The following is a 25,683-nucleotide window of genomic DNA, read 5'->3' on the forward strand; positions in this document are numbered from 1 at the left end:
CTTAGATGGCAATCTCATCTAAGGATTTTTTCTTCATTCGTGTCATTGAGCTATTTCAGTAATAAAAGTAGTAAATGGGAATTCTATAGCAATCATCCTTTTTATGTTAATATTGAAAGTGAACTTAATTGGAAAGAGGTACATAAATATGATTTATAGTATGACTGAAATTGAAGCGAGATACCAAGAAACAGATAAAATGGGAGTAATTTATCATGGGAATTATGCTACATGGTTTGAAGTTGCTCGTACTGATTATATTCGTAAATTAGGTTTTAGTTATGCAGATATGGAAAAAGAAGGTATCATCTCACCCGTCGTGGATTTACAAGTTCAATATAAGAAATCCATTTTTTATCCTGAAAAAGTTAAAGTGAAAACATGGGTAGAACATTATTCAAGATTGCGTTCAACGTACTGTTATGAAGTATATAATGAAAAAGGGGAATTAGCTACCACAGGTTCCACTCAGCTATTATGTATTAAAGCAAGTGATTTCAGACCAATTCGTTTAGATCGTTATTTTCCAGAATGGCATCAAGTATATAGTGAAGTCGAAGCATTGAATAACGAAGGTAAGGAATTAGAAGTCACACAACGTAGCGATTTGAATATATAAATATAAGACCATAAATATCTGTAAATATTAGATATTTATGGTCTTTTTTTAATTAGTTGTAGAATAAACAATTTCGTCTTCATGGTCTACTTTTTCAACTAGAACTTCATGATCTTCAAAATACCATAAGTCATCTTCTGAAACTACAACAATTAAATCATTATAATTTTCGTGATAACCTATCTCAACATCATTGCTCAATTCCACACGAAATGCTGGGCTAAAACCTTGTTTAAGTTGAAATTCTCCACCATACCTCACATAAAATTGTAAGACTTTATTCTCTTCAGGTAAATCTAATTCATTTTTAAACCATTCAACTGCTTCATCAGTCAATTTGATTTTCATTGTAAGAACCATCCTTTATATTAATAATTATGATATTTATAATGCAAAAATTGTTTGAATTAAAACATATTGTTCTCACTATTAAACATGAACTGTTTATCATATTTAAATTAATAGAACTAAACTGAATCTTCACATTTGGTGCAAGATCATCCATTTTACATCCATTTGATTTTTGGTTCTTCACCTTTAAAAATTCTAACAATATTAGAACGGTGTCTAAAAATTAAAATGATTGATACAAAAGCACTCATTCCAAATAATATGTAATCATGAATAATTAATGAACCTATCACACAGCTGATTGCCGCAATAATACTGGATAATGACACATACTTTGTTAAATATAAAATTCCAAAGAATATGACTGCTAAAATTAAAAGTAAGATTGGATTAACTCCTAACACAACTCCGGCACTTGTGGCTACAGCCTTACCTCCTTTAAATTTAAGATAAATAGGATAAACGTGACCAATTATTGCAAAAATACCGACAATTAATCCATGTGTGAAGAATGTACTAATTGGTCCCTGCGCATGCACTGGAAACCATAACGGGAAAAATACAGTAATGAATCCTTTAAATATATCTAAAAAAGTAACGATAAATCCAGCTGGTTTTCCTAAAACTCTAAAACTATTTGTGGCACCAGTATTACCGCTTCCAAATTCTCTAATATCTTTTTTAAAAAAAACTTTTCCTATAACATAACCATTTGGAATAGCTCCAATGAGATAGCTTAAAATCAACATGAGAACTATCATCATAATTTGTTTACACATCCCTTATATAATGTAGGTATATTTTATCACAAAGTATTCCTGACAACGATTAAAAATTGAAAAAACGTCTTATATATTAAGTTAAATGTTTATCTTATAGAACTCATACTTGCATTTTAATGCGTTTTATATAAGAATAACTATTGTAAAGTTAAAAAAACGAACGTACGTTTGTAGGAGGCGAACGCATTGGCAACAAAAATGACAAATCATTATTCAGATGATTCGATTCAAGTATTAGAAGGACTTGAGGCAGTTAGAAAACGTCCTGGGATGTATATTGGGTCGACTGATAAACGTGGATTACACCATTTAGTATATGAAATTGTCGATAACTCCGTCGATGAAGTTTTAAATGGTTATGGTAATGAAATTGATGTAACAATCAATAAAGATAATAGTATTTCAGTGGAAGATAATGGGAGAGGTATGCCAACTGGTATGCATGCGTCTGGTAAACCTACTGTAGAAGTTATTTTTACTGTATTACATGCTGGAGGTAAATTTGGACAAGGTGGATATAAAACTTCTGGAGGACTTCATGGTGTTGGTGCTTCCGTAGTTAATGCTTTAAGTGAATGGTTAGAAGTTGAAATTCATCGAGATGGACAAATTTATAAGCAATCTTTTAAGGATGGTGGTATTCCAACTTCTGGTTTAGTGAAAGCGGGAAAAACTAAGAAAACAGGTACAAAAGTCACATTTAAACCAGATTCAAGTATTTTTAAAGCAACAACGGCATTTAATTTTGATATATTAAGTGAGCGCTTACAAGAATCTGCATTCTTATTAAAAAACTTAAAAATTACATTGAAAGATCTACGTGATGGAAAAGAACGTGAAGATGTTTATCATTACGAAGAAGGTATTAAAGAATTTGTAAGTTATATCAATGAAGGTAAAGAAGTATTGCATGATGTTACGACGTTTACAGGTGCTGCAAATGGAATCGAAGTAGATGTTGCTTTTCAATATAATGATCAATATTCTGAAAGTATATTAAGTTTTGTTAATAATGTACGTACAAAAGACGGCGGAACTCATGAAGTAGGATTTAAAACAGCAATGACACGCGTATTTAATGACTATGCACGCCGTATCAATGAACTTAAAGATAAAGATAAAAACTTAGATGGTAATGATATTAGAGAAGGATTAACAGCAGTGATTTCTGTACGTATTCCAGAAGAATTACTGCAATTTGAGGGACAAACTAAATCTAAGCTTGGTACATCAGAAGCGCGTAGTGCAGTAGATTCTGTTGTTTCTGAAAAATTACCTTATTATTTAGAGGAAAAAGGACAATTATCTAAATCACTTGTGAAGAAAGCTATTAAAGCGCAACAGGCAAGAGAAGCGGCTCGTAAGGCACGGGAGGATGCACGTTCTGGTAAGAAAAACAAACGTAAAGATACTTTATTATCAGGAAAGTTAACGCCTGCTCAAAGTAAGAATACTGAGAAAAATGAATTATATCTTGTCGAAGGTGATTCAGCAGGGGGATCAGCTAAACTTGGAAGAGATAGAAAATTCCAGGCTATTTTACCTTTACGAGGTAAAGTGATTAATACTGAAAAAGCAAAACTTGAAGATATTTTCAAAAATGAAGAAATTAATACAATTATTCATACAATTGGTGCTGGTGTTGGTAATGATTTTAAATTAGAAGATAGTAATTATAATAGAGTTATTATTATGACTGATGCTGATACAGATGGCGCCCATATTCAAGTGTTATTATTAACATTTTTCTTCAAATATATGAGACCTCTTGTTCAAGCAGGTCGTGTTTTTATTGCATTACCTCCGTTATACAAATTAGAAAAAGGTAAAGGGAAATCTAAAAAAGTAGAATATGCTTGGACAGATGATGAATTGGACAAACTTCAAAAACAATTAGGTAAAGGCTTTATTTTACAGCGCTATAAAGGTTTAGGTGAAATGAATCCTGAGCAATTGTGGGAAACTACAATGAATCCTGAGACAAGAACGTTGATTAGAGTCCAAATCGATGATGAAGTACGTTCTTCTAAACGTGTAACAACATTAATGGGAGATAAAGTTGCACCAAGACGTGAATGGATTGAAAATCATGTTGAATTTGGCATGCAAGAAGATCAAAGTATTTTAGATAATACAGAAGTTCAAATACTTGATACTGAAGAATATGATGAGGAGGAAGTCAATTGAGTGAGATAATTCAAGACCTATCACTTGAAGATGTTATTGGTGATCGCTTTGGAAGATATAGTAAATATATTATTCAAGAACGTGCGTTACCGGATGTGCGTGATGGTTTAAAACCTGTACAACGTAGAATTTTATTTGCTATGTATAGTAGTGGCAATACGTATGATAAAAATTTCCGTAAAAGTGCGAAAACAGTTGGGGATGTTATTGGTCAATATCATCCACATGGTGATTCTTCAGTTTATGATGCAATGGTACGTTTAAGCCAAGATTGGAAGTTGCGTCATGTATTAATCGAAATGCACGGTAATAATGGTAGTATTGATAATGATCCACCTGCTGCGATGCGTTATACAGAAGCGAAGTTAAGTCAACTTTCTGAGGAGTTGGTTCGTGACATTAATAAGGAAACAGTGTCCTTTATACCAAACTATGATGACACAACACTTGAACCTATGGTGTTACCGGCAAGATTTCCAAATTTACTAGTAAACGGTTCGACTGGTATTTCGGCAGGATATGCTACTGATATTCCTCCACATAATTTAGGTGAAGTAATTCAAGCAACATTAAAATATATTGATAATCCTAATATTTCAGTAAATCAATTAATGAAATATATCAAAGGTCCTGATTTTCCGACAGGCGGTATTATTCAAGGTATTGATGGTATTAAGAAAGCCTATGAAACAGGAAAAGGAAAAATTGTTGTTCGTTCAAAAGTAGATGAAGAAGCGTTAAGAAATGGACGTAAACAATTAATTGTGACAGAAATTCCTTATGAAGTGAATAAAAGTTCGCTTGTGAAACGTATTGATGAGCTTCGTGCTGATAAAAAAGTAGATGGTATTATTGAAGTACGTGATGAAACAGATCGTACAGGTTTAAGAATTGCTATTGAATTAAAAAAAGATGTTAATTCAGAGTCTATTAAAAACTATTTATATAAAAATTCTGATTTACAAATTACTTATAATTTCAATATGGTCGCTATTAGTGATGGACGTCCAAAATTAATGGGTCTACGTGAAATTATTGACAGCTATTTAAATCATCAAATTGAAGTTGTAGCTAATCGTACAAAATACGACTTAAATCATGCTGAAAAGCGCATGCATATTGTAGAAGGTCTTATGAAAGCTTTATCTATATTAGATGAAGTGATTGCGCTGATTCGTCATTCTAAAAATAAAAAAGATGCAAAAGATAATTTAGTAAAAGAATTTGACTTTACTGAAGCACAAGCAGAAGCCATTGTGATGCTTCAATTATATCGTTTAACTAATACTGATATTGTTGCACTTGAAGAAGAACATGAAGAATTACAAAAATTAATAGAAGCGTACCGAAATATTCTTGATAACCATGACGCATTATTAAATGTTATTAAAAAAGAACTTACAGAGATTCGAAAACGTTTTAAAACATCACGTTTATCTTCAATTGAAGCGGAAATATCAGAAATTAAAATTGATAAAGAAGTTATTGTACCAAGTGAAGAAGTGGTTTTAAGTGTGACTAGACATGGATATATAAAACGTACGTCTACACGTAGCTTTAATGCAAGTGGTGTGACAGAAGTAGGTTTAAAAGAGGGAGATAGTCTACTCAAATACCAAACTGTAAATACTCAAGATACAGCTTTAGTATTTACAAATAAAGGAAGATATCTCTTTATTCCAATTCATAAAATTGCAGATGTGCGATGGAAAGAGTTAGGTCAGCATGTATCGCAAATTGTGCCTTTAGAAGAAAACGAGAGAATTATAGATGTATTTAACGAAAAAACATTTGATGGTAAAGCATTTTATATTATTGCAACTCGTAATGGCATGATTAAAAAGAGTAATCAATCATTATTTAAAACCACGCGATTTAATAAGCCACTCATTGCAACAAAATTAAAAAATGAAGACGAAGTGGTAAATGTACTTCGCATAACTCAAGAACAAATGATTACTGTTATTACACATAAAGGCATGTCATTAACGTATTCTACAGAAGAACTTTCAGATACAGGATTAAGAGCGGCTGGTGTGAAATCTATCAATTTAAAAGATGAAGATTATGTTATTATGACTGATACTGTTGATCAGAATAATTCAATAATTATGGCTACCCAAAGAGGAGCAATGAAACGTATTGCTAAAGATATATTACAAGATGCCAAACGCGCACAAAGAGGTATTACACTTTTAAAAGAATTGAAAAAAAATCCTCATCGTATTGTAGCTGCATATGTTGTCAGAGATGAAACATACTATACACTTTATTCAGATAAACATGCTGAAACAGGTGAAATTTCTAATATTCATCTTTCTGAACAATATACAAATGGTTCATTTGTAGTTGATACAAATGAATTTGGAAATGTAAAATCAATGATAATAAATTAATATGATTTTAAAATTTTTGTTTTCAAGTAATTCATAAGATGATAAAATTAATTTAATATTTAACTATTTATAACTCACAAGAGATTTATATTGTTGATAAGTATATCAAAGTGATGACATGAAAAACATGTACATTTTGACCTTTAATACTACAATATAAATCTCTTGTAATGTATATCATAACAATAATTTTGATGAGAGGGATTTAATTGAGAGATTTTGATAGTTTAATACCTGATTGGTTTAAATCTGTTGTTCAAGTTGGAAATGATTTAATCTGGTCACAGTATTTAATAGGTTTACTATTGACAGTAGGTATCTTCTTTACTATTAGTTCTAAATTTGTTCAATTACGAATGTTACCTGAAATGTTTAGAGCATTAGTTGAAAAACCAGAAACTTTGAAAAATGGAGAGAAAGGTATTTCACCTTTTCAAGCATTTGCTATTAGTGCAGGTTCCCGTGTTGGAACAGGAAATATTGCTGGTGTAGCAACAGCAATTGTGTTAGGGGGTCCTGGGGCAGTTTTTTGGATGTGGATTATCGCATTTATCGGAGCTGCGAGTGCATTTATAGAAGCAACACTTGCACAAGTTTACAAAGTTCATGATAAAGAAGGTGGCTTCCGAGGAGGTCCAGCTTATTACATAACCAAAGGTTTAAATCAAAAATGGCTTGGTATCACATTTGCTGTGTTAATTACTGTTACATTTGCATTTGTATTTAACACTGTTCAATCGAATACTATTGCTGAATCTTTAAGAACACAATATCATATTAGTCCAGTCATTACTGGTATTATTTTGGCTGTCATTACAGCAATCATTATCTTCGGTGGTGTACGTAGTATTGCAACGTTGTCATCTTTAATTGTTCCAATAATGGCTATCGTTTATGTTGGTATAGTTTTATTTATCTTACTAATGAATTTTGATCAAATCATTCCAATGATTGGTACAATTATTAAAAGTGCGTTCGGAATGGAACAAGTCGCTGGTGGCGCGGTAGGTACAGCGATTTTACAAGGTATAAAACGTGGCTTATTCTCTAACGAAGCAGGTATGGGTTCAGCACCCAATGCGGCTGCTACTGCTGCTGTACCACATCCAGTAAAACAAGGATTACTTCAATCTTTAGGTGTCTTCTTCGATACAATGCTTGTTTGTACAGCAACAGCTATTATGATTTTACTTTACTCAGGCTTAAAATTTGGTGAAAAAGCGCCACAAGGTGTAGAAGTTACACAATCTGCATTGAATGAACATCTTGGTTCTCCAGGTGGTATCTTCTTAACTGTCGCGATTACGCTATTTGCATTTTCTTCTGTAGTTGGTAATTACTATTACGGACAATCTAATATAGAATTTCTATCTAAAAATAAAGCAATTTTATTTATTTTTAGATGCTTAGTTGTTGTATTAGTATTTATAGGCGCAGTTGTTAAAACTGAAACCGTATGGAGTACAGCGGACTTATTTATGGGATTAATGGCCATTGTAAACCTTGTTTCCATTATAGGTCTTTCAAATATTGCATTTGCTGTTATGAAAGATTATATTCAACAAAAACGTGCCGGTTTAAAACCGGTATTTAAACCAGAAAACCTTGAGATTAATTTATTTGGTATTGAATCTTGGGGACGCGAAGATAAAATATCTAAAAAACATTAATAATTTAAATCAACACTTCTTTTCTCCATCTCTTAGAGTAATGCGAGAAAGAAGTGTTTTTTAAAAGAATGACTTTTCAAATATAATGTTTAACTATATAATTTTAATAGTAAAAAAGGATGATAATGATGAGCAAATATCATATTTCAAAAATTTTAAATAATAACGTCATCATATGCATCAATAGTAATCAAGAAGTTATTTTAATCGGTAAAGGCATTGGTTTTAATAAAAAGCCTGGAATGGTCGTAGATGATAATGCTTCTATTGAGAAAGTGTATAAATTAGATCAAAAACAACAACAAGAATATTATAAATCTCTAGTTGAAATAGCTGATGAAGAGGTCTTACAGGCAATTATTGAATCAGTTAACTATATTACAAGTACAACTTATATGAAAGATGATAAACAACTAGTCATTGCCTTAACCGATCATATTACTTTTGCATATAAACGCTTAAAACAAAATCAAATAATTAGTAATCCCTTTGCAATGGAAACTAAACATTTATATAGTGAGGCATATGATATCGCCACACAAGTTATACAGCGATTAAATGAGAAATTAGACGTCACATTTCCTGATGATGAAATAGGTTTTATAGCATTGCATATTGCTTCAAATAAAGAAGATTTACCTATGAGTGAAATATCTTTAATTAATAAAATGATAAGTAAATGTGTATTAATTATCGAAAATGACATAGGGTATCCTGTAAATCCTCGAACTGTTCAATATCAACGATTTATTAGACATATTCAATTCCTAATTCGTCGTTTAAATAAAAAGGAATACGTTCATGCACAAGATGAGTTTATCAATATGGTCAAAACATATTACCCTAATTGTTATAGTACAGCATATAAGATTTCTAAAGTTATTCAAAAAGATCTAGATATTGATATAGATGATTCAGAAATTGTTTATTTAGCTTTGCATATTTATCATTTTCAATCTCAAAATAACACACAAAATGAATAAGCTACATGGTATGATATAATATAGATTATTTTATTTTAGATTAAAGGGTACGGTGAAAATGATATGTCAATGGACCACAAAAAGGATGAAGGAAAGAAAACTAATAAGCTAAGCTTTTCTGAAACACGCTTTATGAAGTTTTTGGGTGGTAAAGATTTATTATTTGCGCTAGTTTCATTAGTATTACTTGGTATTACTATATTCATCTTTGACAAAATTTCTTATGTTTTTCAGCCTTTTGTCATTATCTTTAATACTATTGCAGCGCCAATTATTTTATCGCTTATTTTGTATTATTTGTTAAATCCAGTAATTAATTTGATGGAACGTTATAATATTCCAAGATTATTAGCAATTATAATAGTCTTTTTAGTGATTATTGGAGGCGCAACATTAATTATCGATTTATTAATTCCTGTGATTGGTGATCAAATTAAACAACTTGCAAGTAACTTCCCAAAATATATTGAAAAATTTAATAGAGCTATTGATAAAGTGACACATATGTCTATTTTATCTTCATTTTATAATCAAATTCAGGAATGGCTTGATTCTACTTCTAAAAAGATTCCATCGTTAACGTCAGATTATTTTAGTGGATTTGGAACTAAAATTAGAACATTTGCAGAAGCTATTGTGAATGTCGGTGTTGTGATTGCAACTACACCATTTGTATTATTCTTTATGTTGAAAGATGGAACTAAATTTAGAGACTATACAACTAAAATTATGCCACCTAAATTTAGAAAAGACTATCATGATTTATTAGAAAAAATGAGTGTACAGGTCGGATCATATATTCAAGGCCAAATTATTGTATCATTTTGTATTGGTATTTTATTGTTTATTGGTTATTCGATTATTGGTTTGGATTATGGGTTAGTTCTAGCTTCAATTGCTGCAGTAACGAGTGTAGTCCCATACTTAGGACCAACAATTGCAATTTCTCCGGCAATTATTATTGCGATTATTACTTCACCGTTTATGCTATTAAAATTGATTATTGTGTGGACGTTAGTTCAATTTATTGAAGGTCATTTTATTTCTCCTAATATTATGGGGAAAACATTAAAAATTCATCCTCTAACAATTATCTTTATTTTATTAAGTGCGGGTAATTTGTTAGGTATTGTAGGAGTTATTTTAGGTATTCCTGGCTATGCTATTTTAAAAGTATTAGCTTCTCACATTTTCTTATTATTTAAACGTCGTTACAATAAATATTATGGTGACGATGCAGGTCAATATGAAATTAAAAAAGAAGAACATAAAGATTACACAGAAGCAGAATAAAGCACTATATTAAAAAGCCTGAGACATAATGAGTTGTCTTAGGCTTTTTAATATAGTACTAATCATCTTGCAAAAGTGGGACGATGAATTCTCTTCCACTCTCTTTTATCTTACAATTATGTTAGTTCAATAGTCTAAAGATATATAACTAGAATATGATATGATATATTTTATATTAATATAATGTAAAGGATAATAATGAATAATGACTGAAGAACATAAAAATAGATTAATATCTATATTAAAAGTGGTATTTGCTATCACACTTTTTATTGTAGTAGTTGCTACTTTATATCATGAATTGTCACATATTAACTTCAAACAAACATTAGAAGCATTTAGTAAAATCAATCGATGGTTTTTAATTGGTTTATTTATATGTGGTGGCGCATCAATGCTACTTTTAAGTTTATATGATGTCATTCTTGTTAAAACTTTAAAGTTGAGTATACCACTGAACAAAGTATTTTGTTTGAGTTATATTATTAATGCATTTAATGCTATTGTTGGATTTGGTGGATTTATAGGCGCAGGATTTAGAACATTTATTTATAAAAATTATACTTCTGATAGAAAAAGATTACTTCACGCTATTTCAATCATATTAGTTTCAATGTTAACTGGTTTAAGCTTCTTATCTATTTTAGTCGTACTTCATATTTTCGATGCTTCTCATATTCTTGATAAAGTACGTTTTGTAAAATGGGTATTGTACGTAGTCGCTTTATTTTTACCTATTTTTATAGTGTATACAGTCGTTAAACCGGTTACTGAACATAATAAATTGGTAGGGATATATTGCACGCTTGTTTCAAGTATTGAATGGATAGCTGCTGCTGTTGTACTTTACTTGTCGGCATGGATTATTGATATTCATGTAGCTTTTACAACATTACTTGGTATTTTTATTATTGCTGCACTCTCTGGACTGATTAGTTTTATTCCAGGTGGATTCGGGGCATTTGATTTAGTTGTTTTATTAGGACTAAAATCTTTAGATATTCCTGAAGAAAAAATATTGATTGCCTTACTGCTATATCGTTTTGCTTATTATTTTGTACCTATTATCATTGCTTTAATTCTATCTACGTTTGAATTTGGCAATTCTGCGCGTAAGTACTTTGAAGAATCTAAATATTTTGTACCCGCTAAAGATGTTACCTCATTCATACTGTCTTATCAAAAAGATATTATTTCAAAAATCCCAGCATTTGCTTTATCTATTCTTGCACTATTAACAAGTTTTATTTTCTTTATTAATAATGTGACGATTGTTTATGATGGATTATATGATGCTGATCATTTTATTTACTATATCATGTTGTCTATTCATACAAGTGCATGTTTAATATTACTTGTTAATGTAAGGGGTATATATAAGCAAAGTAAGAGAGCAATTATGTATTCAATGATTTCACTTGTGTTAATATTTCTTGCAACGTTATATACGTATGCTTCTATCATGTTACTTACATGGCTCATCATTATTTTTATCTTACTTATTTTAGCTTATCGACGTGCGAAAGTATTTAAACGTCCATTTAGATTAAAAAACTTAATATTTACCTTAGTCATTAGTGTGATTGTTTTATATATTAATCATTTCATTATTTCTGAAACTTTATATGCTTTAGATTTATATCACTTGGAAATGGATACGTCATTATTAAAATACTATTTCTGGTTAACTGTGATAGTTGTTATATTATTAATTGTTGGTATTGCATGGTTATTTGGTCGTCGCTTTGAACGCCCACATCAATTACAAGAATATTCTCAATGTAAATCAATCATAGAAACATATGGAGGGAATTATTTAAGTCATTTGATATATAGCGGTGATAAAGATGTATTTATGTATGACAGTGAACAAGCTTTTCTTATGTATAGATATAAATCAAATGCGCTGGTCGTATTGGGAGATCCAATTGGAAATACAGCATCATTCCAATCATTGTTGGCTGATTTCTATAGTTATGCTGAAAAGTTAGGTTATGATGTCATTTTCTATCAAGTATCTGATCGTTTTATGCCGTTGTATCATAATTTTGGAAATCAATTTTTTAAATTAGGCGAAGAGGCTATTATTGATTTAACACAATTTACTACTTCTGGAAAAAAACGACGTGGTTTTAGAGCAACACTGAATAAATTTAATGATTTAAATATTAAATTTGACATTATAGAACCACCATTTTCTAAAGCGTTTATAGAAGAGCTTAGAAAAGTAAGTGATAAGTGGCTCGATGGACGTACTGAAATGCATTTTTCTGTTGGGCAATTTACAGAACAGTATTTAGATAAAGCCCCAATTGGAATTATGAAAAATGAAGAAGGTAAGATTATTGCTTTTTGTACATTAATGCCGACATACTATAACGAAGCAATTTCAGTAGATTTAATTCGTTGGTTACCTGAATTAGATTTACCTCTAATGGATGGATTATATCTACATATGTTATTATGGGGTAAAGAAAAAGGGTATAAAGCTTTTAACATGGGTATGGCTACCTTATCAAATGTAGGTCAACTCGATTATTCTTATTTACGAGAACGTATTGCGGGACGTGTGTTTGAACATTTTAATGGTTTATATCGTTTTCAGGGGTTACGAAGATATAAAGAAAAATATAGTCCCCAGTGGGAACCGCGATTTTTGGTGTATAGAAAAGATAGTTCTCTCTGGTACAGTATGTTAAAAGTAATGCGAGTGATTAGACATAAATAAAAAAGATATCCGAAATTGTTTTCGGATATCTTTTTTATTATGAGTTAGAACGAGGATCATAATTTGCGCGATCTCGCTGTTCTTGTGCGTAACGTTCAGGATTTTTTTTATAGAAATTTTGATGATATTCTTCTGCTTTATAAAAATTTGAAGCGGGAAGAACCTTAGTAGCAATGGCTTTATCAGAATGCATCGTTTGTTCTAAATCTTTGATATAGTTAATCGCAACTTTTCTTTGATCATCATTTGTATAAAAAATAGCTGTTTGATACTGTGACCCTCTATCTTGGAATTGACCCCCAGCATCTAATGGATCAATGACTGAAAAAAATATTTCTAATAATTTATGATAAGAAAATAAAGCAACATCATACTCTATTTTAACAGTTTCATAGTGTCCAGTAGTTCCGCTCTTTACTTGTTCATAGGTTGGATTTTTAACTGATCCTCCCATAAAACCTGATGTTACTGATTCAATACCTTCAAATTGATCAAACGGTTTTGTCATACACCAGAAACAGCCTCCTGCGAAGTATGCTGTATTAATATTCATTTACGCCATCCTTTCATAACACCTTTGTAATATTTATTGAAAACACTTGATTTTTTAAGATATTTTATATAACTTATTTATATATTATAGTATATCCGAATATTATTTTGAAGATTTTAGAGAGTGTAAGGTAGGTAAATATGACAGAAGAGAAGGATAATACAATATTAAGACGACAAACGGGGACAACGATACCTTCTAAACGACGCAAGAAGAAAAAACTTCGAAAATTACCTTTTGTAATACTGATTATTGTAGTTTTACTTATTGCAATGATTACGTATGTTGTTCATGGATATCAAAGTGGTATGAAATATGCACAAGAACATGCAAAAGATATTAAAATTCATAAATTTAATGGAGCCGTTAAAAATGACGGGAAAATCACAGTATTAATGCTCGGTGCTGACCAAGCTAATGGTGGAAAATCAAGAACTGACTCTATTATGGTTGTACAGTATGACTATATTAAGAAAAAAATGAAAATGATGTCAATTATGCGTGATATTTATGCGGAAATTCCTGGTTATGACAAATATAAAATTAATGCTGCATACTCACTTGGGGGACCAGAGTTGTTGAGACAAACACTAAATAAAAATTTAGGTATTAATCCTGAATACTATGCAGTCATTGATTTCACTGGCTTTGAAAAAATGATTGATGAATTAGAACCTAATGGTGTGCCAATTGATGTTGAAAAAGATATGTCAGAAAATATAGGGGTTTCATTAAAAAAAGGACACCATCGATTAAACGGTAAAGAATTATTAGGTTATGCGAGATTTAGACATGATCCAGAGGGAGACTTTGGACGTGTGAGACGTCAACAACAAGTTATGCAAACACTTAAGAAAGAATTGATTACCCCAAGTACAATCGTGAAATTACCTAAAGTAGCTGGTATATTGAGAGGATATATTAATACAGATATGCCAAACTCAGCTATTTTCCAAACAGGACTAAGTTTTGGAATACGAGGCGATAAAAATGTGGAAACACTAACTGTACCGTTAAAAAATTCTTATCAAAATATTAATACTAATAACGATGGTAGTGCATTAGATATTGATAAAGAGAAAAATAAAAAAGCAATAGAATCATTTTTAGACGAATAATAAATAAGCAGGCCAAAGTGGCCTGCTTATTTATTATCTATTTAACTACAATAATATTATTATGTAAACTTCAAAGATTATAATATTATTAATCTGATTTTCTTACGCCAGCTACACCGTAGTGATTTTTCTTCATTTCATCAATAACTACATGGATTGCTTCTCTATTTGCGCCTGTTGTTTTCTCTACTGCATTTGTAACCTCAGTGACTAAGTTTTTTAATTGCTCATCTGAGCGTCCTTCTAATAATTTTACATTTACAATCGGCATGATGTTTTCCTCCTTACATAATTATGTGCTTAGTATATCATTTTTAAAAAATGAACTTCAAGATATTTAAATAGAACGTTTGTTCTTTTTAATGTTGTAAGAGAACAAACGTTCTTATATAATTGAATTATCTAAGGAGGGGGTTGATATGTATGATTATAATTTACTTGAAGATAGAGACATACTATGTGTAGATCAGAAAAGTTTTTATGCTAGTGTGTCTTGTATAGAAAAAGGATTAGATCCTTTAATGACAAAATTAGCAGTGGTAGCTGACACTAAGCGACAAGGATCTGTTGTTTTGGCAGCAACACCTAAATTAAAAGAACTTGGTATTAAAACGGGATCTAGATTATTTGAAATTCCACAACGTAATGATATTTATATTATTAATCCAAGTATGAGAAGATATCTAGAAGTATCATTAGAAATTTCTAAAATTGCTCTTAAATATGTTCCAGGGGAAGATTTACATCAGTATAGTATTGATGAATTTTTTATGGATGTAACAAATAGCTACCATCTTTTTAATACTACAGTATATTCTTTTGCTAAGTGTTTTCAAAAAGAAATTTTGGATAAGACGGGAATATACTGCACAATAGGTATTGGATCTAACTTGTTACTTAGTAAAGTAGCTATGGATATCGAAGCTAAACACACCAAAGAAGGTATTACTGAGTGGCGGTATCATGACATTCCCGATAAATTATGGTGTATTTCACCATTAAAATCATTTTGGGGAATCAATAAAAAAACAGAAATAAAGTTAAATAAAAAAGGAATTATTACAATAGGTGATTTAGCCCATTATCCTCATAGATATTTGAAGAAAGACTTTGGTATATTAGGCACTGATATGCATTTACATGCTAACGGTATAGATCAAAGTAAAATAAGAGAAAAAAGTAAAATTAATAATCCAACTATATGTAAAAGCCAAATTTTGATGAGAGACTATCAATTTAATGAAACAAAAATTGTGATGCAAGAGTTGATTGAAGATGTTGCTTGTAGATTAAGAGAAAGAAAGCAATTAGCACGTACTATACATTTTTCATTTGGATATACTCAAGGTGGAGGAATACATAAACAACACACTTTAACTGATGCTACAAATCTAGAACAAGATATATTTAAAGTCGTTAATGATTATGCGAATCAGTTGTGTGATAAACAGGCTTTGTATCGTACGTTAAGTGTTTCACTAACACAGTTCATTAATGAAGAAAATCGACAATTAAATTTATTTGTAGATGAATATAAAAGACAAAGAGATGAAAATTTAGCTAAAACGATTGATACGTTACAAAAGAAATATGGTAAAGGCATCGTTTCAAAAGCAATTTCTTATACTGAATCTGGAACAAAACATAATAGATTAGGATTAATGGCAGGTCATAAAATGTAAATAAACGGAAGTAGGTCAAAACTCATTTTGAATTTTGGCCCACTTCTATTTTTATGGAATATAAGTATCAAATTCATTTAAAGCAACAATACCTAATTCACGATCTTTTGGAGTTTTAAAGGTAACTTGTAAAGCACCTAAAATATCCTCACGAACTTCTAAAATTTTTAAGTTTCTTATAGAAATATTATGTAAACTAAGTATAGAAGTAACTTTATTAATCATACCCGCTTTATCTGGAATATCAATATATAAATCATACCCAACATTGACTACACCATGTTGCTTAAGAGGTAATTGATCTCTAAAAATTTTTGCATCTTCAAAGAATTGATATATTTGTTGTTCTTCTTCATTTTTAAGTTTAACTATCATATCCTTAATATTGGTTTGCATATCTTCTAGTAAACTAATGATATTTTGTTTATTACTAAGTGAGATATCCTTCCACATTTCGGCATTACTACTTGCAATTCTTGTAATATCTCTAAATCCACCAGCAGCAAGCTGTTTGACTAAAGCATGATCATTTGCATGGCTTGAACTCAAGTGTACTAAACTAGAGGCAATAATATGTGGAACATGACTAACAATTCCCGTTACATAATCATGTTCTTTCGCATTAGTAATAATAAATTTAGCTAGTGTAGGGGAGAGCAAATCTTGTAATGTTTTAGCCGCTTGTGTATTACGTTCATCATCGTAAACTAAAATATAGTATGCATTTTCAAATAAGTGTTTTTTAGAATTAAGGACACCAGATTTATGGCTACCAGCCATTGGATGCCCACTAACAAGATGAATATTTGATTCTAATAAACGTTTTTCAAAATTTTGAATGATAAGTTTTGTACTGCCAGTATCCGTTACAATCAAATGTGATTTGGTTTCATAATTAGGTAATGAATTTAGATATATTGCTGTTTGATGAACTGGAGTAGCAAAGATAATAATATCCGCTTCCTTAACACCAAGAGCATAATCATTAATCTTTTTGTCAATTATACCAATAGACATTGCTTTATCTAATTGAGTTACATCAGTATCATAGGCAGAAATTATAAGATCAGATTGATAAAATTTTAAATTACTAGCTAAGCTTCCACCAATTAATCCTAAACCAACAAATAAAATATTTTTCATATGAGCCCTCCTTATTTCTAAATATTCAGAATATCTATATTTTAAATTAGTCATTCATTTTAAACAATACTATTCATTAGAGTTCACTATTTATCTAGGTTAAAATATATTTAAAGTATTAAAGGGGGAAGTTGAATGGAATCAAAGATATTAGAATTAATTCAAAACTTAACTAACATTAATAGTCCTTCGGGAAATGCTTATAATGCAATAAGTTATGTAAAACAAAAAGTAGAACATTTAGGATATTCAACTCAATTAACAAATAAAGGTGCATTAATTATCACAGTTGAGGGTGAAGATAATGAACGTCAACGTTGTATTACTGCTCATGTAGATACTTTAGGTGCAATGGTAAAAGAAATTAAAGAAGATGGTCGTTTAACAATCGATCTAATTGGTGGATTTAAATATAATGCGATTGAAGGAGAATATTGTCAGATTGAAACAGACTCTGGCGAAACGTACACAGGGACAATATGTTTACATGAAACAAGTGTTCATGTATATCGCGAAAATGAAAAAATACCAAGAGATATTGAACATATGGAAGTCCGTATAGACGAAAAAACGTCTTCTAAGAAAGAGACAGAAGATTTAGGAATAGAAGTAGGTAATTTTATTAGCTTTGATCCAAGAACAGAAATAACATCATCTGGATTTATTAAATCCCGACACTTAGACGATAAAGCAAGTGTAGCAATGATATTAGATTTATTAGAAAGAATAAAAAATGAACAAATTAAATTACCACATACTATTCAATTTTATATTTCTAATAATGAGGAAATAGGATATGGAGCGAATGCATCTATTTCTAATAAAATTGTAGAATTTATTGCTTTTGATATGGGAGCACTTGGAGAGGGACAATCTTCTGACGAATATACAGTATCTATTTGTGCTAAAGATGCGTCTGGACCTTATCATAAAGAATTAAAAACACATCTAGTAAACTTATGTAAATTTAATCATATTCCGTATAAAATAGATATTTATCCTTATTATACGTCAGATGCGTCTGCAGCATTAAAAGCAGGAGCAGATATTAAACATGGATTATTTGGAGCTGGTATTGAGTCCTCTCATGCACTGGAACGAACACATATTGATTCTATACATGCCGCTCAAAACTTATTATATGCCTATTGCTTGTCATCAATAAATTGAAATAAATATTGACAAGGAAGATTTATTTATGTATTATACTGAATTATAATAATATTTTAATAATTCTGAGAATTGAGTAGAAGATATGTGATGTAGCAAATAGAAAGCTAATGGATGATGTAAATTAGCACAGCATATGTTTGAATTGGACTTAGAAGATTAAATTTAATAACAGTAAAGTGAACATGTAATGTTAATTAAGGTGGCACCACGGTAACGCGTCCTTATCTATGGAACGTAATCGTGGTGTCTTTTTGGTATAAATATAGTAATTATTAGCTAGATAATCATAGAAAGTTAGTGGTTGATGAAAACTAACATCACTAATAATGAAATTGGGTTTATACTTATAAAAAATCAAATAAAAAATAAGTGAACTTTAAATATTTTGATAATTCGAAATATTTAGTTAATTAAGGTGGTACCGCGCGTCAGCGTCCTTTTAAATAAGGATGCTGATATTTTTTTGAGAAAGGATTAAAGCTTAATGAAACTATATTATGAAATACTTAGAGCAAATATTACACCCGAAGTTTTAGGAAAGTTAAAGAAAAATAAGATTATTTTAGAAAGTACCAGTCAAAAGCAAATTAAAGGTAGATATTCTATTGTAGCATTCGAAAGCTATGGTTCTGTTGTGTTAAATAACGACTTACTAAAGATAAAAACAAAAAAACAAAATGTTGAAATTACTGAAAAGTCTTATGAATATTTAAAAGATTATATCAATCAATTTAATATTCAGATTACAGATGAAAAATTAAAACATTTACCATTTGTATCTGGCTTTATTGGTACGTGTAGTTTTGACTTAGTAAGACATGAATTTCCAATTTTAAAACAGCAATCTATACAAGAAATTAAGGATAGCAATGATATTGAATTTCACATGATAGAAGATGTATATGTATTTGATCATTATAAAGATGAATTATATGTTATTGCTACAAATCAATTTTCAGAAGTAGAACAGAAAGATTTAGAAAAAAGAGTAAAAGATAGAATAAAGGAACTATCTCAAATTAAAGCTTATACAGATGATTATATTCGTCCTCCTACGCCTTCAAATATCATACCAAATGTATCAGATGATGAATTTATAAATACTATAAAGCAATTGAAAAAGCTTATAAAAGAAGGCGATATGTTTCAAGTTGTACCATCTAGAATATATAGCTACAATCATCATTTTAAAAATAATACATTGCAATTAAGTTATCAATTATACCAAAACTTAAAAAGACGTAATCCAAGTCCATATATGTACTATATTAATATGAATACACAAATTATTATAGGCAGTTCTCCAGAGAGTTTTGTAGCTGTACAAGATGGAACGGTTATTACGAATCCAATCGCTGGAACAATTAAAAGAGGTAAAACCATAAAAGAAGATAAACAAAATGCAGAGCAATTATTGAGTGATGAAAAGGAATTAAGCGAACATCGAATGCTTGTTGATTTAGGCAGAAATGATCTACATAGAGTCAGTAGAACCGGTAGTTCAAAAATTACAAAATTAATGGAAATTGAAAAATATGAGCATGTCATGCATATTGTAAGCGAAGTAAAAGGTGAGATTAAGCAAAAATTATCTCCTATGACAGTAATTGCTAATTTATTACCTACAGGAACTGTTTCAGGAGCTCCAAAACTTAGAGCAATTAGGCGTATATATGAGACATATCCATATAAACGTGGACTATATAGTGGGGGTGTAGGCTACATTAATTGTAATCAGAATTTAGATTTTGCTTTAGCAATAAGAACAATGTTAATTGATGATACTACCGTGAAAGTCGAAGCAGGGTGTGGGGTGGTTTATGATTCAGTACCAGAAAAAGAATTAGAAGAAACATTATTAAAAGCAAAAAGTTTATTGGAGGTAACACCATGATTTTAATCATTGATAATTATGATTCATTTACATATAACTTAGTTGATATAGTAAGTCAATTAGATGATGTCATTGTTAAATATCCGGACGATAAAGATGTGCTTAACTACGTTAACCAAAGTGATGGTCTCATCATATCTCCAGGACCTGGTCATCCTTTAGATAGTAACCATCTATTGAATATTATTGAAAGGTATAAATCTTTACCGATATTAGGCGTATGTTTAGGTGCACAAGCAATAACATGCTATTACGGTGGCCGTGTTATTCAAGGCGAAAAAGTCATGCACGGTAAAGTCGATATATTAACAGTTATTCAACATACTAAATTATATAACAACTTAGCAAATCAATTTAATATAATGCGTTACCATTCATTAATAAGTGATGAAATCTCTTTTCCATCACAATTAATAATTACTGGAAGGACAAAAGATTGCATTCAATCTTATGAGACAAAAAATGGATTACATTTTGGTATTCAATATCATCCCGAGTCGTTTGCAACAGACCAAGGACAACAAATAATTAAAAATTTTATCGATATCGTAAAGGAAAGAGGTAAATATGATGACCTTAACATTACTCAACCAAATTCAAAGTCATGCAACACTCTCACAACATGAAACTACTGAATTTATTCAATATCTCATCAATCCAGAATGTCATACTCAAGATAAAGTAAAGTTATTACAAGCTTTCACAAATAAGTCGATACAACAAAAAGAATTAACTTATATAGTGAAAAGTCTTATTCATACGATGTATTCAACTCAACCTGAATACAAAGGAAGTATATGCGTTTGTGGAACAGGAGGAGATAAATCAAATAGTTTCAATATTTCAACGACAGTATCATTTGTAGTAGCAAGCGCAGATGTTCCAGTCATTAAACATGGAAATAAAAGTATTACATCTAATTCTGGAAGTACCGATTTATTACAACAATTACACATTCCTACTACGAAAGTAGCAAATGTAGCCAAACAAGTATCTAAAACACATTTAGCATTTATCAGCGCTATGGAATCTTATCCAATTATGAAATACATTCAACCTATTAGAAAACGTATTCATGAACCAACTATTTTCAATATTGTCGGACCATTAATCAATCCTTTTAAATTAGATTATCAAGTAATGGGGGTCTACGATGCTTCCCAATTACCCATGATTATTAAAACTATGAAAGATTTAGGACGACGAAGAGGCATCGTACTTCATGGAGCGAATAGAATGGATGAAGCAACATTATCTGGGGATAACGAAATATATGAATTACATGAAGATGGGACTATTTCACATTATGTTTTAAATGCACGAGATTATGGCATAGCTCATGCAAATAATATAGAACTTCAAGGTGGCACACCTGAAGAAAATAAAAACATTACCATTGACATATTAAGTGGAAAAGATCATTCCCCTAAAAGAAATGTCGTAGTGCTGAATGCAGCATTAGCCTTATATATATCAAATAGAGTGGATAGTATTAAAAAGGGCGTTGATTTAGCAAAAGATTTAATTGATAGTGGCAAAGCTTTAAAACAATGTCAGTTAATGAAAGGGGAATAAAATTGACAATATTAGATGAGATTGTACAGTATAAAAAACAGTTACTAAACGATGGGTATTATACAGATAAAATAAAACATATTAAAAAAGTTGATGTATCTTATAAGTCAGCTCTAGAAACCACTTTGAAAAGGGAATCAACATTGAGTATTATTGCAGAAATAAAATCTAAAAGTCCTTCTGTAAAAGCATTCAAGGACATTAACTTAGAGCATCAAATTGCTAAATATGAAAATCATGGAGCAAGTGCTATTTCAATTTTAACCGATGAAAAATATTTTGGAGGAAGTTTTGAACGTCTACAAACGTTAACACAACTCACACATTTACCAGTATTATGTAAGGATTTTATCATTGATCCGCTTCAAATTGATCTTGCTAAGAGAGCCGGAGCTTCTATTATTTTATTAATAGTAAATATTTTAACCAATGATACACTTCAGTCTTTATATCATTATGCAATATCTCAAAACTTAGAAGTCTTAGTTGAAGTTCATAACAAAGAAGAGTTAGAACGCGCTTATCAAATTAAACCTAAAATCATTGGTATAAATAATAGAGATTTAAAAACATTTATTACTAAAGTAGAACATACTAATGACATTTTGGAAATGAAAAAAGAAGGTTATTACTATATTTCTGAAAGTGGTATTACAACTTTAAATGATGTAAAAAAATTGTAAGTAGTGGCATAGATGGATTACTTGTGGGAGGAGCTTTAATGAATAGTAATAATATATCATCGTTATTACCTTCATTAAAACTAAATAAAGAGAAATGAATATACTAAAATTTTGTGGTTTTAAAACAAAAAGTGATATTTTAAAAGCCAATTCCTTAGACATAGATATGATAGGTTTTATTCATTATCCAAAAAGTAAACGTCATTTAAATATAGAACAAATTAACTATTTAAATCAATTTGTAGCAAAGCACATTCATCGAGTTATAGTTGTTGTGAATCCTACATATAAAGAATTAAATACATTGTTGCAACAAACCAATGTGAACGGCATTCAATTTCATGGTAATGAAACAATTGAATTAATCCAAAAAGTTAAATTAAATTTTAAGAATATTAAGATAATTAAAGCGTTGCCGGCTACAGAAAACTTGAATAGAGATATGAATCAATATAAGCCATGGGTAGATTTATTTATTATTGATACCCCTTCAATTCAATTTGGTGGTACTGGTCAAACGTTTAATTGGAAAATATTAGAATCAGTAAGCCAAGACATTCCTTATCTTATTGCAGGAGGAATAAATATAAGTGCTATTCAACAGATTGAAAAGCTGAATTTATCACATAAAGGCTATGATATATCCAGTGGTATAGAGACAAATGAATGCAAGGATAAATTGAAAATGGAAACAATTATAAATTACGTTAAAGGGAGCTTAGAATATGAAACAGATACAAACGGAAGCAAATGAACTAGGTTTTTTTGGTGAGTATGGAGGACAATATGTACCGGAAACATTAATGCCAGCTATCATTGAATTAAAGAGAGCGTATAAAAAAGCAAAAAATGATCCTAAATTCCAACAAAAGATAGCATATTATTTAAAGGATTATGTTGGGAGAGAAACACCCTTAACTTATGCGAAATCATATACAGAAACATTAGGTGGGGCTAAAATTTATTTAAAAAGAGAAGATTTAAATCATACTGGTGCCCACAAAATCAATAATGCCATAGGTCAAGCATTGCTCGCTAAACGAATGGGCAAAAATAAACTTGTTGCAGAAACGGGAGCTGGACAACATGGAGTTGCAAGTGCCACAGTGGCTGCATTATTTGATATGGAACTGATTGTTTTTATGGGAAGAGAAGACATCAAAAGACAACAACTTAATGTATTTAGAATGGAATTATTAGGAGCTAAAGTTGAAGCTGTGGATGAAGGTCAAGGAACTTTATCTGACGCAGTTAATAAAGCGCTACAGTATTGGGTAAGTCACGTGGAAGATACACATTATTTATTAGGATCAGCTTTAGGGCCGGATCCTTTTCCAACGATGGTTAGAGATTTTCAGAGTGTAATTGGTCAAGAAATAAAATCACAAATATTAGAGAAAGAACATCGTTTGCCAGATGCAATAGTTGCTTGTGTAGGAGGAGGTTCTAATGCAATAGGAACATTTTATCCTTTTATCGAAGATGATGTGAAATTATACGGTGTGGAGGCAGCTGGCAGAGGTAAGGATACTAATCAACATGCACTTGCGATAGGGAAAGGAAAGGCCGGTGTGCTTCATGGATCAAAAATGTATTTAATCCAAGATGAACATGGACAAATTGAATTGGCACATTCTATCTCAGCAGGATTAGATTATCCAGGTATTGGACCTGAACATTCATATTATCATGATATTGGAAGAGTAACCTATGAATGTGCTAGCGATGAAGAAGCAATGGAAGCACTTGTCCGCTTCACCAAAATAGAAGGTATTATCCCCGCTATAGAAAGTGCACATGCATTAAGTTATGTAGAAAAATTAGCACCTAAAATGAAACAAAACGATATATTAGTAGTGACAATATCTGGACGCGGAGATAAAGATATGGAAACGATTCAACAATATATACAACAGAGAAAGGAGGATAAAAATGAGTAAATTATTTATTCCTTACATCATGGGTAATAGACAATTTTTAGAAAATGTAAAATTACTTGATAAAAGTGGAGCAGATATTATAGAAATTGGTGTTCCATTTTCAGATCCTGTAGCTGATGGACCCATCATTATGAAAGCTGGTCATGAAGCACTTAAAGATCATATAACAATCGACTATATATTTGATGAGTTAGATAAACATCAAAATGAAATTAATTGTAAATGTGTTCTAATGACATACTATAATGTTATTTTAAGTTATGGAGAAAAAGCCTTTTTTAAAAAATGCGATGATATTGGTGTTTATGGAGTAATTATTCCAGATTTACCATTTGAATTAATAGAACAATTAAAACAACAATTAAATCATAATAGAGTAGTAAAAATAATTTCATTAATAGCAATGACGACAGATATAAATCGTATACAAAATATAGCAAAACATGCCGAAGGATTTATCTATACTGTAACGATGAATGCTACTACTGGAGAAGATGGAACGTTTCATCCAAAGCTTAAAGACCAGATAAAAATGATTAAATCTTTTACATCTCTCCCAGTTGTAGCAGGATTTGGAATAAGAACTACAGACCATATAAAAGATTTGGTAAAAGATGTAGATGGTGTTGTTATTGGAAGTGAAATCGTTCGAAGATTTCAAAATGATGACTTAAGTCAAACAGGAGAATACTTAAGGGAGATTAGACAAACTTTAGATAATGGTTAGCATAGTATAAAATAAAAATTATTTAGAGTATTCATAGCATGAAATACTTAAGAATTAGTAGCAATGTAGTATTAATTGATTTAAAATGAAATTAGATATGAATTTAAGAGCTGAAAAAGAATGATTTTCAGCTCTTATTATTTGGAGAAGATAGAAGAAGCCAAGAATTTAAGAGCATTTAGGTTA

Annotated in this window: 21 protein-coding genes and 1 pseudogene; 17 read left to right on the forward strand and 5 right to left on the reverse strand. The window is 30.4% G+C overall.

Annotated features, from left to right (window positions below; translation table 11 throughout):
* The first annotated feature begins 148 nt into the window (after positions 1–148).
* Complete coding sequence (gene menI, locus HMPREF2578_RS04240) at positions 149–619, forward strand: 1,4-dihydroxy-2-naphthoyl-CoA hydrolase MenI (RefSeq protein ID WP_017174672.1); 471 nt, start codon at positions 149–151, stop codon at positions 617–619.
* 48 nt (positions 620–667) lie between these two features.
* On the opposite strand, the gene HMPREF2578_RS04245 is transcribed toward menI, so the two are convergent.
* Positions 668–967, reverse strand: a complete 300-nt coding sequence (locus HMPREF2578_RS04245) for a HesB/YadR/YfhF family protein (RefSeq protein ID WP_017174673.1) — start codon at positions 965–967, stop codon at positions 668–670.
* 158 nt (positions 968–1,125) lie between these two features.
* A complete protein-coding gene (plsY, locus tag HMPREF2578_RS04250) occupies positions 1,126–1,734 on the reverse strand; it encodes a glycerol-3-phosphate 1-O-acyltransferase PlsY (protein WP_029376749.1) in 609 nt (202 codons plus the stop codon).
* A gap of 216 nt (positions 1,735–1,950) precedes the next feature.
* Between plsY and parE the strand changes: the two genes are divergently transcribed.
* The 6 genes from parE (at position 1,951) to mprF (ending at position 13,009) form a co-directional block, all read left to right on the forward strand.
* Positions 1,951–3,939: a DNA topoisomerase IV subunit B gene (gene parE, locus HMPREF2578_RS04255; RefSeq protein WP_037541070.1), complete on the forward strand. Its 1,989-nt coding sequence runs from the start codon at positions 1,951–1,953 to the stop codon at positions 3,937–3,939.
* Positions 3,936–6,335, forward strand: a complete 2,400-nt coding sequence (gene parC, locus HMPREF2578_RS04260) for a DNA topoisomerase IV subunit A (RefSeq protein ID WP_049413831.1) — start codon at positions 3,936–3,938, stop codon at positions 6,333–6,335. Before parE ends, parC begins: the two co-directional genes overlap by 4 nt.
* 209 nt (positions 6,336–6,544) lie before the next feature.
* Positions 6,545–8,005 carry a glutamine transporter AlsT gene (locus HMPREF2578_RS04265; protein WP_017174677.1) on the forward strand — a complete coding sequence of 487 codons (1,461 nt, stop codon included), beginning with the start codon at positions 6,545–6,547 and terminating at the stop codon, positions 8,003–8,005.
* 128 nt (positions 8,006–8,133) lie between these two features.
* Positions 8,134–8,988: a glucose PTS transporter transcription antiterminator GlcT gene (glcT, locus tag HMPREF2578_RS04270; RefSeq protein ID WP_017174678.1), complete on the forward strand. Its 855-nt coding sequence runs from the start codon at positions 8,134–8,136 to the stop codon at positions 8,986–8,988.
* A 63-nt stretch (positions 8,989–9,051) separates the two neighbouring features.
* Positions 9,052–10,281 carry an AI-2E family transporter gene (locus HMPREF2578_RS04275; protein ID WP_017174679.1) on the forward strand — a complete coding sequence of 410 codons (1,230 nt, stop codon included), beginning with the start codon at positions 9,052–9,054 and terminating at the stop codon, positions 10,279–10,281.
* A gap of 205 nt (positions 10,282–10,486) precedes the next feature.
* Positions 10,487–13,009 carry a bifunctional lysylphosphatidylglycerol flippase/synthetase MprF gene (mprF, locus tag HMPREF2578_RS04280; RefSeq protein WP_037541011.1) on the forward strand — a complete coding sequence of 841 codons (2,523 nt, stop codon included), beginning with the start codon at positions 10,487–10,489 and terminating at the stop codon, positions 13,007–13,009.
* A gap of 37 nt (positions 13,010–13,046) precedes the next feature.
* Here the strand turns inward: mprF and msrA are convergent, their stop codons facing one another.
* Positions 13,047–13,562, reverse strand: coding sequence for a peptide-methionine (S)-S-oxide reductase MsrA (gene msrA / locus HMPREF2578_RS04285; RefSeq protein ID WP_002449832.1), 516 nt, complete (start codon positions 13,560–13,562; stop codon positions 13,047–13,049).
* Positions 13,563–13,702: 140 nt separating this feature from the next.
* Between msrA and HMPREF2578_RS04290 the strand changes: the two genes are divergently transcribed.
* Positions 13,703–14,680, forward strand: coding sequence for an LCP family protein (locus tag HMPREF2578_RS04290; protein WP_017174681.1), 978 nt, complete (start codon positions 13,703–13,705; stop codon positions 14,678–14,680).
* An 88-nt stretch (positions 14,681–14,768) separates the two neighbouring features.
* Here the strand turns inward: HMPREF2578_RS04290 and HMPREF2578_RS04295 are convergent, their stop codons facing one another.
* Entirely contained in the window at positions 14,769–14,951 is a 183-nt protein-coding gene (locus HMPREF2578_RS04295; protein ID WP_070436430.1) for a 2-hydroxymuconate tautomerase, read from the reverse strand.
* Positions 14,952–15,099: 148 nt separating this feature from the next.
* Between HMPREF2578_RS04295 and HMPREF2578_RS04300 the strand changes: the two genes are divergently transcribed.
* A complete protein-coding gene (locus HMPREF2578_RS04300) occupies positions 15,100–16,362 on the forward strand; it encodes a Y-family DNA polymerase (RefSeq protein WP_017174683.1) in 1,263 nt (420 codons plus the stop codon).
* Between the two features lie 51 nt (positions 16,363–16,413).
* On the opposite strand, the gene HMPREF2578_RS04305 is transcribed toward HMPREF2578_RS04300, so the two are convergent.
* Positions 16,414–17,505, reverse strand: coding sequence for a prephenate dehydrogenase (locus HMPREF2578_RS04305; protein WP_017174684.1), 1,092 nt, complete (start codon positions 17,503–17,505; stop codon positions 16,414–16,416).
* A 135-nt stretch (positions 17,506–17,640) separates the two neighbouring features.
* Here HMPREF2578_RS04305 and HMPREF2578_RS04310 point away from each other — a divergent pair, with 135 nt between their 5' ends.
* From HMPREF2578_RS04310 to trpA, 8 genes and pseudogenes are all read left to right on the forward strand, one after another.
* On the forward strand, positions 17,641–18,675 hold the full coding sequence (locus HMPREF2578_RS04310; protein ID WP_037541014.1) for a M42 family metallopeptidase: 1,035 nt from the start codon (positions 17,641–17,643) through the stop codon (positions 18,673–18,675).
* A 487-nt stretch (positions 18,676–19,162) separates the two neighbouring features.
* The gene (locus HMPREF2578_RS04315; protein ID WP_017174686.1) at positions 19,163–20,572 is read left to right on the forward strand and encodes an anthranilate synthase component I; all 1,410 of its coding nucleotides are present in this window, start codon (positions 19,163–19,165) and stop codon (positions 20,570–20,572) included.
* Positions 20,569–21,198, forward strand: coding sequence for an anthranilate synthase component II (locus HMPREF2578_RS04320; RefSeq protein ID WP_017174687.1), 630 nt, complete (start codon positions 20,569–20,571; stop codon positions 21,196–21,198). Before HMPREF2578_RS04315 ends, HMPREF2578_RS04320 begins: the two co-directional genes overlap by 4 nt.
* Positions 21,143–22,147 carry an anthranilate phosphoribosyltransferase gene (gene trpD / locus HMPREF2578_RS04325; RefSeq protein WP_017174688.1) on the forward strand — a complete coding sequence of 335 codons (1,005 nt, stop codon included), beginning with the start codon at positions 21,143–21,145 and terminating at the stop codon, positions 22,145–22,147. Before HMPREF2578_RS04320 ends, trpD begins: the two co-directional genes overlap by 56 nt.
* 2 nt (positions 22,148–22,149) lie before the next feature.
* Positions 22,150–22,928, forward strand: a pseudogene (gene trpC, locus HMPREF2578_RS04330) (indole-3-glycerol phosphate synthase TrpC).
* A complete protein-coding gene (locus tag HMPREF2578_RS04335; protein WP_017174690.1) occupies positions 22,925–23,584 on the forward strand; it encodes a phosphoribosylanthranilate isomerase in 660 nt (219 codons plus the stop codon). Before trpC ends, HMPREF2578_RS04335 begins: the two are co-directional and overlap by 4 nt.
* A complete protein-coding gene (gene trpB / locus HMPREF2578_RS04340; RefSeq protein ID WP_017174691.1) occupies positions 23,556–24,770 on the forward strand; it encodes a tryptophan synthase subunit beta in 1,215 nt (404 codons plus the stop codon). Before HMPREF2578_RS04335 ends, trpB begins: the two co-directional genes overlap by 29 nt.
* The gene (gene trpA, locus HMPREF2578_RS04345) at positions 24,763–25,497 is read left to right on the forward strand and encodes a tryptophan synthase subunit alpha (protein ID WP_017174692.1); all 735 of its coding nucleotides are present in this window, start codon (positions 24,763–24,765) and stop codon (positions 25,495–25,497) included. Before trpB ends, trpA begins: the two co-directional genes overlap by 8 nt.
* Positions 25,498–25,683: the final 186 nt, after the last annotated feature.

It is taken from the genome of Staphylococcus sp. HMSC072H03 (assembly GCF_001809305.1).
GTDB lineage: Bacteria > Bacillota > Bacilli > Staphylococcales > Staphylococcaceae > Staphylococcus > Staphylococcus hominis.

Bases quoted from the DNA above. Each gene is read 5' to 3' on its own strand.
- plsY (WP_029376749.1), bottom strand. From the start codon at position 1,734: ATGATGATAGTTCTCATGTTGATTTTAAGCTATCTCATTGGAGCTATT.
- trpD (WP_017174688.1), top strand. From the start codon at position 21,143: ATGACCTTAACATTACTCAACCAAATTCAAAGTCATGCAACACTCTCA.
- HMPREF2578_RS04290 (WP_017174681.1), top strand. From the start codon at position 13,703: ATGACAGAAGAGAAGGATAATACAATATTAAGACGACAAACGGGGACA.
- HMPREF2578_RS04320 (WP_017174687.1), top strand. From the start codon at position 20,569: ATGATTTTAATCATTGATAATTATGATTCATTTACATATAACTTAGTT.
- HMPREF2578_RS04310 (WP_037541014.1), top strand. From the start codon at position 17,641: ATGGAATCAAAGATATTAGAATTAATTCAAAACTTAACTAACATTAAT.
- HMPREF2578_RS04300 (WP_017174683.1), top strand. From the start codon at position 15,100: ATGTATGATTATAATTTACTTGAAGATAGAGACATACTATGTGTAGAT.
- HMPREF2578_RS04305 (WP_017174684.1), bottom strand. From the start codon at position 17,505: ATGAAAAATATTTTATTTGTTGGTTTAGGATTAATTGGTGGAAGCTTA.
- HMPREF2578_RS04295 (WP_070436430.1), bottom strand. From the start codon at position 14,951: ATGCCGATTGTAAATGTAAAATTATTAGAAGGACGCTCAGATGAGCAA.
- HMPREF2578_RS04275 (WP_017174679.1), top strand. From the start codon at position 9,052: ATGTCAATGGACCACAAAAAGGATGAAGGAAAGAAAACTAATAAGCTA.
- HMPREF2578_RS04315 (WP_017174686.1), top strand. From the start codon at position 19,163: ATGAAACTATATTATGAAATACTTAGAGCAAATATTACACCCGAAGTT.
- HMPREF2578_RS04245 (WP_017174673.1), bottom strand. From the start codon at position 967: ATGAAAATCAAATTGACTGATGAAGCAGTTGAATGGTTTAAAAATGAA.
- msrA (WP_002449832.1), bottom strand. From the start codon at position 13,562: ATGAATATTAATACAGCATACTTCGCAGGAGGCTGTTTCTGGTGTATG.
- trpA (WP_017174692.1), top strand. From the start codon at position 24,763: ATGAGTAAATTATTTATTCCTTACATCATGGGTAATAGACAATTTTTA.
- mprF (WP_037541011.1), top strand. From the start codon at position 10,487: ATGACTGAAGAACATAAAAATAGATTAATATCTATATTAAAAGTGGTA.
- parE (WP_037541070.1), top strand. From the start codon at position 1,951: ATGACAAATCATTATTCAGATGATTCGATTCAAGTATTAGAAGGACTT.
- glcT (WP_017174678.1), top strand. From the start codon at position 8,134: ATGAGCAAATATCATATTTCAAAAATTTTAAATAATAACGTCATCATA.
- trpB (WP_017174691.1), top strand. From the start codon at position 23,556: ATGAAACAGATACAAACGGAAGCAAATGAACTAGGTTTTTTTGGTGAG.
- HMPREF2578_RS04335 (WP_017174690.1), top strand. From the start codon at position 22,925: ATGAATATACTAAAATTTTGTGGTTTTAAAACAAAAAGTGATATTTTA.
- menI (WP_017174672.1), top strand. From the start codon at position 149: ATGATTTATAGTATGACTGAAATTGAAGCGAGATACCAAGAAACAGAT.